Consider the following 14,477-nt stretch of genomic DNA (forward strand, 5'->3'; position numbering starts at 1 on the left):
TATGAGATTGAGAATGATTTACCAAATCAAGAAAACGATTTTCATTTTTGCCCTAGCCTTGGTAGTTGGCTCTTGTGCACAGAACACAAATAATGAGTCAGCTCAAAACCAGTCCAAGGGTAAAAAAGAATATTTGCAATATGTGAATCCGTTAATGGGAACTGATTCAGATTTCAGTCTGTCAAATGGAAATACCTACCCTGCAATTGCAACACCTTGGGGAATGAATTTTTGGACTCCCATGACCTCAAAAATGGGAGATGGTTGGACCTATAAATATGACGAAAAAACAATTCGGGGCATTAAACAAACCCACCAACCCAGCCCTTGGATCAATGATTATGCAGCATTCTCTTTAATGGCGGTTACCGGAGATCTAAAATACAAGGAAGATGAGCGAGCTTCGCATTTTTCGCATAAGGCCGAAACCGTAAAACCAGATTATTATAGCGTTTATTTGGCCGATTATGATGTGGTCGCCGAAGTGACACCTACAGAACGTGCCGCACATTTTAGATTTACCTTCCCAGAAACGGATGAAGCCTATATCATGCTTGATGGTTTTTTTAAAGGTTCCATGGTGAAAATTTTGCCCGAGCAACGGAAAATTATTGGCTATTGCCGAAACAATAGTGGAGGTGTTCCAGAAAACTTCCATAACTATTTTGTAGCAGAGTTTGATAAAGATTTTGAACTCACCCATACTTGGGGCGATGATTGGAAATTAGAAGAAAACACAACGGAAAACAGAGGGGATCATGTAGGGGCCATCATAGGTTTTAAAACAAAAAGAGGTGAAGCAGTACACGTAAAGGTGGCTTCATCCTTTATAAGTCCAGAACAAGCACAATTGAACTTGGACAGAGAAATTGGCTCTAAAGATTTTAAAGAAACCAGAAGTGAAGCTACAGAAGCTTGGGAAAAAGAATTGGGCAGGATTGAAGTGAGCACTCAAAATATAGATCATCTGCGCACTTTTTACTCCTGCTTGTATCGTGTATTGTTGTTTCCACGAAAGTTTTACGAGTTTGATGCCAATAACCAAGTGGCGCACTATAGTCCATATAATGGCCAGGTGTTGCCGGGCTATATGTTTACAGACAATGGTTTTTGGGATACCTTCCGTGCTGTGTTTCCATTTTTTAATATGATGTATCCAGAATTGAACAGCAATATCATGGAAGGATTGGCAAACACCTACAAAGAATCTGGATGGCTCCCAGAATGGGCAAGCCCAGGTCATCGAGATTGCATGATCGGTTCCAATTCAGCCCCAATTATTGCCGATGCACATTTGACAGGGGTTACTGGTTTTGATAAAGATTTGCTTTTAGAAGCCGTAATTAAAAATGCAACCACGTCCGAAGGAAGACCCGTAAACAGTGTTGGGAGAGCCGGTGTTGATTACTACAATGAATTGGGCTATGTACCCTATGATGTGGGCATTAATGAAAATGCCGCCAGAACTTTAGAATACGCCTACGCGGATTTTACAATAGCCCAAATGGCTAAATCTTTGGGTAAAAGCGAACTGGCAGACACCTACTACAAAAAATCCCTTAATTACAAGAAATTGTTTGACCCTTCTTCAAAATTGATGAGAGGAAAGAACAAGGACGGGCAATTTCAAACTCCTTTTAATCCATTAAAGTGGGGAGACGCTTTTACAGAAGGAAACAGCCTGCACTATACTTGGAGTGTTTTTCATGATGTACAGGGGCTTATGGACTTAATGGGTGGTGACAAAGAATTTGTGGGGATGCTTGATGGCGTTTTTAATATGCCTCCTGAATATGACGATTCCTATTATGGATTTACCATTCACGAAATACGAGAAATGCAGATTATGAATATGGGGAACTACGCCCATGGCAACCAGCCTATCCAACACATGATCTATCTGTATAATTATGCCAAGCAACCTTGGAAAACCCAGAGCAAAGTGCGCAAAGTATTGACCAAACTCTACACCCCTGCCCCAGATGGCTATTGTGGTGATGAGGATAATGGACAAACATCCGCTTGGTACGTGTTCAGCGCTCTGGGTTTTTATCCTGTTGCCCCGGCCACCAATCAGTATGTCATTGGCAGTCCCCTTTTTGATGAAGCAATATTGCATCTTCAAAATGGGAATACCTTTAAAATTACTGCAAAAGGTAATGGAAAAGACCATCCATTTATCCAAAGTGCACGTTTAAACAACAAAGACTATGACAATACTTGGATTGCTACGGAAACTATTCAAAAAGGAGGTGAATTACATTTTGAAATGGCCACTGAACCAAATAAAAAGTGGGGAGTTTCTATAGAGTCCATACCCTATTCCCTGTCCAATTCTGAAAAGTGATGAAAAGAATATTCATTAGCATCACATTGTTATTTCTTTATTCAACCTGTTTTGGACAAAAAACCCCAGTGGAATACGTAAATCCCTTTATAGGCACTTCCAATTTTGGAACTACCAATCCTGGACCAATTGCTGTTAGAGGAATGGCCAACGTATCTCCTTTTAATGTTGCAGGCCCTCAAAACCTTCCCTTGGAAAAGGACAGTCGTTGGTTATCCACTCCATACGTACATGAAAATACTTTTTTAACGGGTTTCAGTCATGTAAATTTGAGTGGTGTTGGTTGCCCAGAACTAGGGGTCATTCTTGCTATGCCAACCACTGGAACCATTAAAACCAACCATTTAGAATACGGGACCACCTACTCCAATGAAATTTCCAAGGTTGGCTATTATTCGAACATTTTGGATAAGTATAACATTAAAGTTGAAGCAACCGCTACAACCCGCACAGGAATAAGCAAATATTCCTTTCCCGCTGGCAAATCAAACATATTGTTGAATCTAGGATTAGGGCTTACCAACGAGCAAGGGGCCCAAGTAAATGTCGTTTCGCCAACCGAAATTGAGGGAATCCGTTCCGTGGGATCCTTCTGCTATTACAAGCCTGAAGAAGCCTATCCCATATATTTTGTGGCAAAGTTTTCAAAACCTGCTAAAGAATTTGGGGTTTGGAAAAAACCCACTACATATAAAGGAGCGGAAGCTGGGTGGATGGGCTACAATGGAATATCCAGACTGATGAAAGGCTACACCAAAGAAGTTGTGGGGGATAGCATTGGTGCCTATATGCACTATGATTTTGCAGTACCGACTCAGGTTGAAATGAAAATCGGAGTCTCATACGTGAGCATTGAAAATGCCCGTGAAAATTTAGAAAAAGAAACAGAAGGAAAGACATTTGACCAACTATTGACTTCTACAAAAAAGGAATGGAACCAATATCTATCAAAAATAGAAGTCGAAGGTGGCTCAGAGAACGAAAAAACCATTTTTTACACTGCCCTATACCATACATTGATACACCCAAGTACACTAAACGATTTTAATGGGGAATACCCCAAAATGAAAACACGTGAAACTTTAAAAACAAAAGGTACACGTTACACCACATTTTCACTTTGGGACACTTACAGAAACCTGCATCAATTGATGAGTTTGGTATACCCAAAACAACAATCCAATATGGTTAAAAGTATGTTGCAGATTTATGATGAATCTGGGTGGTTACCCAAATGGGAACTAAATGCAACAGAAACCACTACAATGGTGGGTGACCCTGCAGGTATTGTAATAGCTGATTCTTATTTACGTGGAATAAGGGATTTTGATATTGAAAAGGCTTATGGGGCAATGCTTAAAAGTGCAGACCAGCTAGAAGCAAATCCACTTAGGCCTGGTATACAGGATTATATTGAAAAAGGTTACCTAACCACAAAAACGACCAATAGTGGTTCTGTTTCAACAACTCAGGAATATAATATTACAGACTTTGCCATTTCTCAACTGGCAAAAGAGCTGGGCAAAAAAGAAGATTACAAACGTTTTGCAAAACGTTCCACATCCTATCGCAAACTATTCGATTCGGAATTCAATTTGTTACGACCTAAAAACCATGATGGTAGTTGGCTGTCACCGTACAATCCAGAAACAGGTGCCAATTTTGAAAAGAATGTGGGCTTCATAGAGGGAAATGCTTGGCAGTATACATTTATGGTACCCCATGATGTAAAAGGCCTCATGAAATTAATGGGAGGCACCAAGCCTTTTACAAATCGTTTACAGGATGTATTTGACAAGAATCAGTTTGATATGGCCAATGAACCTGACATTGCTTACCCCTATTTGTTCAATTACTCCAAAGGACAAGAGTGGCGCACACAAAAAAAAGTATCGGAATTGTTGAAAACCTATTTTAAAAATACTGCTGATGGTCTTCCAGGAAATGATGACACAGGAACAATGAGCGCTTGGGCAGTGTTTTCGATGATGGGAATATATCCGGTGACTCCAGCAGATCCCATATATGCTCTCACCACTCCAACATTTGATAAAATTACAATTCATCTGGATACCGATTATTATTCAAAGGATGTATTGACCATTATTTCCAAGCCTTCAGATAAAAAAGAAATAATCAACTCCATATTAATTGACGGGAAAAAACATAAAGACTATTTTATTTCACACCAAAACTTTACAAAAGCTCGTCAGATTGAATTTTTTTTCGACTAAAATAATGTCGTTCAGCTCTTTTTAAAGACAAACACAGTTGGTTTTGTAAGAAAAATCTAGGTCTTTGTAAAAAATCATTTTACTGGAAAAGACCATTTTTAAAGGTCTAACGAGTTGAAAAGCATACGTTTTATATAAATTGCCCACCTCAATCGTTTTCGCTTCCATGTTCTTTAGCTTTTCAGGTTTGTTATTAGTCGAATTTTTTTTCTATATAAATAAGGAATTTGAACATTTATAAAGTGAACATTAAGCTTATGTTAAGCTTTAGAAACTAATAACCAAACTCAAACAGTATGAACAAAAAAATTCATTACTTCTTAATGCTTTTGTCACTTCTATGTATTCAAGGGATAATGGCACAAGGACAAACAGTTACCGGAACGGTCTCAGATGCAGATACTGGAGGTCCGTTACCAGGTATTAATGTTGTAGAAAAAGGTACTAGAAATGGTACTTCTACAGATTTCGATGGCAATTATTCAATTTCAGTTTCTGGTAGTTCCGCCATTTTGGTATTTTCCGCTATTGGCTATACCGAAAAAGAAGTGTCCGTAGGTGGACAATCCTCAATTAATGTCACCTTGGCAGAAAACGTGGAATTGTTAGGAGAGGTTGTTGTAACGGCCTTAGGTATTAAAAAAGAAACGAAAGCACTTGGGTATTCGGTCACACAGGTTGGAAGCGAAGAAATTGCAACCATAAAGACACCCAACGCAATAAATTCCTTGCAAGGTAAGATTGCCGGTGTAAACATTACCCAAAACTCCACTGGTGCTGCCGGTTCCAGTAGGGTTATTATCAGGGGTAACAATTCATTAACAGGAGGAAACCAACCTTTATATGTTGTGGATGGTATTCCAATAGGAAACGAAAACAATGGAGCTGCAAGTTTGTGGGGCGGTAATGATGGTGGTGATGGTATTTCCAGCCTTAATGCTGATGAAATAGAATCTATTTCAGTTCTTAAAGGTGGTTCCGCAGCCGCATTATATGGTTCTAGAGGTGGTAATGGTGTTATTCTTATTACAACAAAGAGCGGTAGCAAGCAAGAAGGTTTTGGAATTGAATTTACAAGTACAGCAAATTTTGATGTAGTTGATACTTCAATACAAGACTTTCAAACAACCTATGGTCAAGGTCAATTAGCAGTAGCGCCAGCCACTCAAGAAGATGCTTTAGAAGCTGGCCTTAGTTCATGGGGTTCTAGATTAGATGGCTCCCAAGTGGTACAATGGGATGGTGTTCAAAGACCCTATTCCTATGTAGGCAGTAATTTAAAGCATTTTTACAATACAGGCACCACGTTCATAAACACCGTGGCGATGTCCAGTGGGACTGAAACTACCAATATTAGGTTTTCAGTTACAGACTTTACCAACGATGATATTACACCAAATTCAGGATTGAATCGGAAGATTTTTGCTTTGAATGCTGGGGCTGTACTGGCAGAAAAGTTAACTGCACAGGTTAGCGCCAAATATAGTATAGAAGATGTACAAAACAGACCCAGACTTTCAGATGCGCCCGGTAATGCTAATTTTACTGTTGGTTTGTTATCCCCCAATGTGGATGTCAGGTTTATGAATCCAGGAGCAGATGAATTTGGCAATGAAATACAGTATTCTAACAATATTTTTTCGCAAAACCCTTATTTTGCCGCCTTTAACTTTAGAAACGAAGACACAAGAAATAGGCTCATTGCCTCTGCTACGCTTCGGTATGATATTTTGGACTGGCTATATGTAACAGCCAGGGCAGGTATTGACCATTACACCTTACGTAGAACAAATGTAACACCCTTTGGCACTGCGTTTCAACCATTAGGTTCCATCGTGGAAGACGAATATAGATATAGCCAAGTAGATTCCGATATTATTCTAGGTGTTGAGAAGGACATAACAGAGAAATTCGCGGTGAATGCATTTGTTGGAGCAAACAAAAACAGTATTGACCATGAAGTTTTAAGACAGCGAGGAGATGATTTTATTGTACCTGGTTTAGAAGATGTGGGGAACACCGCACGCCAATCCAGGGATAGAAATTTTGATCCAGATCTTAACAATTTCGGAGAACGAAAAATAGGATCCGTTTACGGTTCTTTAGAACTCTCCTATAATAGATTTGCATATTTAACTTTTACCGGAAGAAATGACTGGTTCTCTACCCTCTCTTTTCCTGGTAAGGAAACCTCTAATAATGATTTTTATCCTTCAGTTAGTGGTAGTTTAATCCTATCGGATATGTTTGAGATGCCCACATTCGTTAATTTCTTAAAACTACGTAGTGGATTTTCCCAAACTGCAGGAGGTGCCGATCAAGCATATCAACTAGCATTGACCTATGAGATTTTTGATCAAGGACATTTAGGGCAACCATTAGGAAGGATAACAGGTGGTACGGTTCCAAATGCAAGTCTTGTTCCATGGAACAAGGATGAATTTGAAATTGGTTTTGATGCAAGATTTTTGAACAATAGATTATCATTAGATTTTGCATACTATACCAATCAAATAACCAGTGATATTGTAAAGGTAACTACCTCTGTAGGGTCAGGATTCAATAATGCAATATTTAATATTGGTGAAATTGAAAACAAGGGTGTTGAACTATTGATTACAGGTACACCCATCCGTAATGAAAATTTTGAATGGACAACTTCCGTTAACGCTTCATTTAATGAAGGGGTGGTTGTGAGTACAAACGACGTTGGAGACCCTATTTTCCTTGATGAGCCTCGTACAAGAAATGTTAGAATAGCACATGTTGTAGGAGAACGGTATGGTACTATATTTGGCACCTCTTATGTACGTGACAATAACGGAAACATTGTATACGACATTGATGGTGATGGCGTACCGATAGCACGCCAAGGAGAGCGCAAAATCTTAGGGGATGGTGTTCCACCATGGACCATTGGTTTCTCAAATTCCATTCGCTATAAAAACTTCAACCTTAATTTCTTGATTGACGGAAAATTTGGAGGACAATTATTTTCAGGAACAAATACAACCGCCATAGGGACAGGGTTGCATAAAAGAACCTTGGAAGGTAGAGAAAATGGCTTAGCTGTTTCAGGAATTGACGGCGCAACCTTTGACGCCGACGCCGGAACTGGTGCAGCATTTAACACAACAGTAGCACCTGAAAATTTATCAAACTATTGGGGAAGAGTTAATGACATTGCAGAAGAGTTTGTCGAAGATTCGGACTATATCAGGTTTAGACAATTAAGCTTGGGGTATACTTTTCCAACTGAAATCTTGGGAAAGACATTTATTAAAAGTGCCACAATAAACTTATTAGCGCAAAATTTATTCTACATTAAAAGAAGTATTGATAATGTAGATCCTGAAAGTGCATATAATGTGAGTAACTCTCAAGGATTGGAATATTTTGGAGTTCCTACCACAAGAGGTTATGGTGTAAGTCTTAACGTTAAGTTTTAAAAAAAATAATTATGAAAAAAGCTATTTATATTTTATTGTTTGCGTTAGTACTTGGCGCATGCGATGAGGGTTTTGAAGATTTGAACGTTAATCCTTTAAAACCAGTTCAAGTAAATGCTGCAAACAAATTAACTGCAGCGCAACTGTTTGCTTCTAGTGAACGTTATGATAATTGGCGTGCAGGTTTGATCTATCAATCTACCATGATGCAGCATATAGCAACTACAGCTGGTTATTGGGATGGAGACAAGTATACTTGGAACAGAGGCTATGCTTCATCCTTAATGGATAGATATTATGGTAACGCGGTTAAAACGTTACAAGATCTATTGTTTCAATTGGATACGGAAGAAGCTCCAGATGAAATGAAAGCAATTGCCAGAATAATGCGTGTTTTCGTGTTTTCAAGATTGACGGATTTATATGGCGATGTTCCTTACAGTGAAGCTGGATTAGCAGTTTTGGAAGGTATTACCAAGCCCAGATATGATCCGCAAAGTGAAATCTATGCAGACATGCTTAATGAGTTACAGGAATCTGCTGCGTTGTTGGGTTCAGGTACTTCAGCCTTTGGAGATGCAGACATCATTTATAACGGTGATCAAGCCAAATGGAAAAGACTGGCACATTCGCTAATGCTTCGTTTAGGATTAAGATTAATAAAAGTTGATCCCGCAGGTGCCCAGTCCTGGGCCACTACAGCAATAGCTGGAGGCGTAATGGAATCCAATGCGGACATTTTCTTTGTACCTCATACTCCTGGACCAGCAGGTGTTAACCAAAATGGAAATGGTGAGGTTTTTCTAGCAGATGGTAACCCCAGACTTAGTAAAACCTTTGTTGACTTTATGCAAGCTGGAAATGATCCTAGACTGCCTATTTTAGGAGCAAGAAGAAGTGATGGAGATACTGATCCTGCAAATTTAATTGGTTTTCCAAACGGTCTTGATGGACCAGGGCTTCTAGCTTTAACCGGTGAAGAGAATATGGATAATTATGCAGAACCCAATAGAAGTATAATTACTGGGGTAGATGCACCTATGATCTTCCAAACCTATGCAGAAGTTCAGTTTATGCTAGCAGAAGCCAATGTGCGTTGGGGTCTTGCAGGTGATGCTGAAACGCATTATAACAATGGAGTAAGAGCCGCTATGGAAATGTTATCTCTTTATGGAGACGCCGGTGTAATTGATTCAGCTGATATTGACACCTATCTAACAAACAATCCATATGATGCTGGTAACGCTTTAGAGCAGATAAACACGCAATATTGGGCAGCAACCTTTCTAAATGAGTATGAGACTTTCTCAAACTGGAGAAGAACCGGTTTCCCTGTATTGGTGCCCGTTAATTTTCCTGGTAACGTAACCAACGGGACCATTCCAAGAAGGTTATCCTATTCAGAAAGTGAACAAACCAACAATCCAGAAAACTATGCTGAGGCTATTGCAAGACAAGGCCCAGATGAACTAACCACACGTGTTTGGTGGGACGTTCAATAACATAATAATCTTTTTATCATTAGTTAATTTTAATTCAGTAAGTTTTTTAATTTAATTTTAAGTAGAGTTAGTAGTTTGAATAAAGGAGAGGCAACTCTCCTTTATTTTTGTTTCAGTATTTTGTAAAGTAATTGCATTGAAATGATGATAAAACGAACCGTTACAAAGCTTTTTTCTTTTTTACTTGTCGCGACTCCAATATGGATTGCTTGCTCTCAAGAGGTTAATGATGTTTTACGTTTTACATTAATGGAATCTCAGTATACCGGCATATTATTTTCAAATGATGTGCAAGATGAAAAGGAACATAACATTTTAAGGTATGCCAATTTTTATGGTGGTGCAGGAGTGGGAGTTGGCGACTTCAATAATGATGGACTTCAAGATTTATTTTTTGCCGGGAACCAAGTCTCGGACAAACTCTATTTTAATAAAGGCAATTTAAAATTCGATGATGTCACAGAGCAATCAGGAATACTAAATGATGGGGGATGGTCTACGGGAGTAACAGTAGCAGACATTAACAATGATGGCTATTTAGATATTTATGTAAGCAGAGAGTTGTATGATGACAACCCTAAATGGCGAACCAATCTTTTATATCTTAACAATGGTGATGGTTCTTTTACCGAGTCTGCTAAAAAATATGGAATAGCAAATAACCAACGTACTCGTCACGCTACATTTTTAGATTATGATAAAGATGGTTTTTTAGACCTTTTTTTACTTACACAGCCACCCAATCCAGGTAGTTTATCCCCATTTAAGGGAACAGAATTGCTAAAACCTGAGTACAGCCTTAAGCTTTATAAAAACCTTGACGGAAATTTTGAGGATGTCACAAAAGCGTCAGGCCTTGATCTTGTCGGTTTTCCAAATGGGGTTTCGGCAAGTGATATTAATAATGATGGATGGACCGACCTATACGTGTCCAACGATTTCTATGCCCCGGATTTTCTTTTGATAAACAACCAGAATGGCACTTTCACCAATACGGTAGATAGCGCTTTCAATCACATTTCTTACTTCAGCATGGGAGTAGATGTTGCTGATATCAACAACGATGCTCTTTTAGACATCTTTGTTCTGGATATGGTTCCTGAGGATAATTTTCGTTTAAAATCCAATATGAGCGGAATGGACCGCAGTTCGTTTTGGAAAGTATACAATGATGGCGGGCACTATCAATACATGTACAATACGCTTCAATTAAATAATGGCAACGAAACCTTTAGTGATGTGGCACAGCTTACAGGAATGGCGGCCACAGATTGGAGCTGGTCCAATTTAGTGGCAGATTTTGATAACGATGGTTTAAAGGATGTATACGTTACCAATGGGTTGTTAAGAGACATCAGAAATACAGATGCAGATAGTAAAGTGGCAGAGTATATCAACAAAACCCGATTGGATTGGATACAAAAACACCCAGATGGAGGAAACTTAAAATCTGTTTTTGACATCATTGACTTGGAAGATGCCCTGTCCCCTATTCCATCACAACCTCTGAAAAATTACACTTTTAAAAACAAGGGCAACCTAGAGTTTGAAAAGGTGATTGAAGAATGGGGGTTGAATGAAGAGTCTTTTTCCAACGGTGCCGCGTACGCAGATTTAGATAATGATGGCGACCTGGACATTGTGGTCAATAACATTAATGAAACCGCGTTCGTTTACCGCAACAACTCAGAAAAAACTTCCAACGCCAATTACATTAGAGCACAATTGATGGATAAAGACAATAAACCCGTCTTTGGAGCAAGGGTCACTTTGTCTGTTGGTAATCAAATTCAAGTAATAGAAACCACTAATGTTAGAGGTATTTATTCTACAAGTGAACCTTATGTCCATTTTGGATTGGGAGCACATAAAATAGTAGATAGCATTGAAATAATATGGCCCAACAATACCAAGAGTGTAAAAAAGAACATAAAGGCCAATAAAACCATACAATTTCAGATGGGTCAAGGTGTTTCATACAAAAAACTGCAACATCAAAAGGCAAAGAACTTTCAAGAAACTACATCTAGTCTTCCAATAAACCATGCACATGTTGAAAATGAGTTTGACGATTATGAACAGCAGGTGCTGTTGCCCCATAAATTATCACAATTTGGGCCAGCTCTTGCCGTAGCGGATGTAAATAATGATGGACTTGATGATATTTACGTTGGTGGTGCCACTGGAAAGAGTGGGGTTCTTTATCTACAAACTCAAGGTGGAGAATTTAAATCATCAAACCAGGAGTTTTGGAAAAAAGAAGCACCTTATGAAGACGTTGATGCTTTGTTCGTAGACATAAACCAAGACGGACATAAAGATTTATTTGTGGTTAGCGGTGGTAATGAATACCCAGCAAACGACCTACATTATGCTGACAGATTATACATAAATGATGGTAATGGAGCCTTTACTAAAGGAGCCATTATCAATGCATTCAGCACAAGTGGCTCAAAAGTAGTAGCTGAAGATTATGACAATGATGGCGATTACGATCTTTTTGTTGGGGGCAGGCATTTGCCCCACCAATACCCAAAGCCCACTGCAAGCAGCATACTTCAAAACGATAATGGTCAATTAATCAATGTCACCAGTGAGGTGGCCCCGGAACTTCTGGACATTGGAATGGTTACAGATGCCTTGTGGTCAGATTATGATAAGGATGGTGATAAAGATTTGGTTCTTTCAGGAGAATGGATGCCAATTACCATACTCAATAATCAAGACGGGAGATTCACAAAAGAGACTATAGTGGACTTGGAAAGCACTACAGGATGGTGGTTCAGTATTTCCAAAGGAGATTTTGACAATGATGGTGATGAGGATTTTATTGCAGGAAATCTTGGTCTAAATTACAAGTACAAGACCTCTCCAGAAAATCCTTTTGATATATATTATAATGATTTTGATGGTAACGGCTCCTCAGACATTGTATTAGGATATTACAATGATGAAAAGCATTTTCCCTTAAGAGGTTTTTCTTGCTCATCTGAGCAAGTTCCTGCCCTAAAAAAGAAAATTCAAAAGTATGACCTCTTCGCATCATTAGAATTGGAGTCTGTTTATGGTGCTAAAAAATTAGAAAACTCCCTTCACTATAAGGCCAATACCTTTGCCTCATCTTATATAGAAAACTTAGGAGATGGGCGTTTTAAAATATCTCCTCTGCCCAGGGCGGCGCAACACTCAAATATTAATGACATGCTTATTGACGACTTTAACCAAGATGGACATAAAGATGTGTTGATGGTAGGTAATTTGTTTGTTTCAGAAATAGAAACTCCAAGAAATGATGCCGGTACAGGGCTCTTGCTTTTGGGTGACGGCCAAGGCTCGTTTAAAGCCAAAACCAATATGGAAAGTGGATTCTTTGCAAAAGGCGATGCCAAGAAAATAGGAGTCATAAGACATATGAATCAACCAAAAATATTAGTAGCAAACAATAATGATATCCTACAATCCTTTTCAATCCTGAAAAAGACCGACTAAACCAACCCATTTATGGCAATTATACCCAATAGCAACAGCATAGCGGAATCCAACGAATCTACTAATTACAGAAAACCATTTCTCACAATCACTTTCTTATTTTTTATGTGGGGGTTCATAACGGTTATGAACGATGTTTTGATTCCTCATTTAAAAGAAGTTTTTGAACTTAGTTATTTTCAGGCTGCTCTTATACAATTTGCGTTTTTTGGTGCGTTTTTTATCATTTCACTGGTCTATTTCATTGTTTCCGTAAGCAAGGGAGATCCCATCTCGAGAATTGGATATAAAAATGGAATCATTATAGGTTTGGTGCTATGTGGTGTAGGCTGTTGTCTATTTTACCCAGCGGCAATCTTTCAGCGCTACGGTATATTTCTAAGTGCATTGTTTGTATTGGCCTCAGGAGTAACAATTTTGCAAATAGCAGCCAATCCATATGCAGCAATTTTGGGAAAACCTGAAACAGCTTCCAGTAGATTAAATCTTGCCCAGGGCTTTAATTCTTTTGGAGCCACACTGGCTCCTTTGATAGGTGCTCTTTTATTGTACAAAGTCTTTTCTAACGGAGAGATAACGGTTGATTCCCTAAAAATACCCTACTTAATTTACGGGGGATTATTTTTCCTTTTGGCTTTGATTATTAAATTCATAAAACTCCCTTCCTTTAAGAATACCGAAACACTAGAGAAAGGGCTTCATGTATTAAAATTTAGACATGTGGTCCTAGGAATGATAGCCATTTTTGTTTATGTGGGCGGTGAGGTAACCATAGGGAGCTTCCTGATCAATTTTTTTAAGTTGGACAGTATTGCCGGAATGGACGAAGCACAAGGAGGTGTTTTCTTATCCTATTATTGGGGAGGTGCAATGATCGGTAGGTTCTTAGGGTCCATCGCTATGGGAAGCATGACGGATAAATTGAAAAAGTACCTACTTATGGCGTGTCTTTCCATACTTTCATTTATGGTGATTTACCTTATTACAGGAGTACAAAATAATGACGGTGTCTTTTCTTTGGAACTTATTCCATTTGCCCAAATACAATTCTTCATATTCTTTTTGATTATCAATTACATCGCTTTTCTAATAGGCGGTTCTAAACCATCAAGGGTGCTCACTTTATTTGCTACCGTGGTTATCATATTATTGGCTATAATGATTCTAGCAGATGGGACCTTAGCATTTTGGAGTGCTATAGCTATTGGCGCATTCAATTCAATTTTATGGTCCAATATATTTACATTGGCCATTAAAGATTTAGGGAAGTACACTAGCCAAGCATCTTCATTATTGGTAATGATGATTGTGGGAGGGGCCATTGTTCCCATAATACAGGGAGCGGTCGCTGATCAAATAGGCATTCAACTCTCTTTTATTATTCCAATATTCTGTTATGCCTATCTAATCTTTTATGGATTAAAAGGTTATCAAGTAAAACCTTTAACTACTTAGG

6 protein-coding genes are annotated in these 14,477 nt (G+C 38.7%); all 6 read left to right on the forward strand.

What is annotated here, in order from left to right; translation table 11 throughout:
* Position 1 precedes the first annotated feature (1 nt).
* The 6 genes from DKG77_RS01275 to DKG77_RS01300 all read left to right on the forward strand — a co-directional run bounded on the left by DKG77_RS01275 (position 2) and on the right by DKG77_RS01300 (position 14,476).
* Positions 2-2,347 (forward strand): GH92 family glycosyl hydrolase, encoded by a 2,346-nt coding sequence (locus DKG77_RS01275; RefSeq protein ID WP_207785424.1) that lies wholly within the window; start codon positions 2-4, stop codon positions 2,345-2,347.
* Complete coding sequence (locus DKG77_RS01280) at positions 2,347-4,581, forward strand: GH92 family glycosyl hydrolase (RefSeq protein ID WP_109659445.1); 2,235 nt, start codon at positions 2,347-2,349, stop codon at positions 4,579-4,581. Before DKG77_RS01275 ends, DKG77_RS01280 begins: the two co-directional genes overlap by 1 nt.
* 296 nt (positions 4,582-4,877) lie before the next feature.
* Positions 4,878-8,030 (forward strand): SusC/RagA family TonB-linked outer membrane protein, encoded by a 3,153-nt coding sequence (locus DKG77_RS01285; RefSeq protein ID WP_109659447.1) that lies wholly within the window; start codon positions 4,878-4,880, stop codon positions 8,028-8,030.
* A gap of 11 nt (positions 8,031-8,041) precedes the next feature.
* A complete protein-coding gene (locus DKG77_RS01290) occupies positions 8,042-9,532 on the forward strand; it encodes a SusD/RagB family nutrient-binding outer membrane lipoprotein (RefSeq protein ID WP_109659449.1) in 1,491 nt (496 codons plus the stop codon).
* Positions 9,533-9,673: 141 nt separating this feature from the next.
* Positions 9,674-13,021: a VCBS repeat-containing protein gene (locus DKG77_RS01295; RefSeq protein WP_243414778.1), complete on the forward strand. Its 3,348-nt coding sequence runs from the start codon at positions 9,674-9,676 to the stop codon at positions 13,019-13,021.
* Between the two features lie 12 nt (positions 13,022-13,033).
* Positions 13,034-14,476, forward strand: coding sequence for a sugar MFS transporter (locus DKG77_RS01300; RefSeq protein WP_109659452.1), 1,443 nt, complete (start codon positions 13,034-13,036; stop codon positions 14,474-14,476).
* Position 14,477 lies beyond the last annotated feature (1 nt).

Origin of the sequence: Flagellimonas aquimarina, assembly GCF_003149745.1 — a bacterium.
GTDB classification, from domain to species: Bacteria; Bacteroidota; Bacteroidia; order Flavobacteriales; family Flavobacteriaceae; genus Flagellimonas; species Flagellimonas aquimarina.

Coding starts and splice junctions, on each gene's coding strand:
- DKG77_RS01275 (WP_207785424.1), top strand. CDS start 2: ATGAGATTGAGAATGATTTACCAAATCAAGAAAACGATTTTCATTTTT.
- DKG77_RS01280 (WP_109659445.1), top strand. CDS start 2,347: ATGAAAAGAATATTCATTAGCATCACATTGTTATTTCTTTATTCAACC.
- DKG77_RS01285 (WP_109659447.1), top strand. CDS start 4,878: ATGAACAAAAAAATTCATTACTTCTTAATGCTTTTGTCACTTCTATGT.
- DKG77_RS01290 (WP_109659449.1), top strand. CDS start 8,042: ATGAAAAAAGCTATTTATATTTTATTGTTTGCGTTAGTACTTGGCGCA.
- DKG77_RS01295 (WP_243414778.1), top strand. CDS start 9,674: ATGATGATAAAACGAACCGTTACAAAGCTTTTTTCTTTTTTACTTGTC.
- DKG77_RS01300 (WP_109659452.1), top strand. CDS start 13,034: ATGGCAATTATACCCAATAGCAACAGCATAGCGGAATCCAACGAATCT.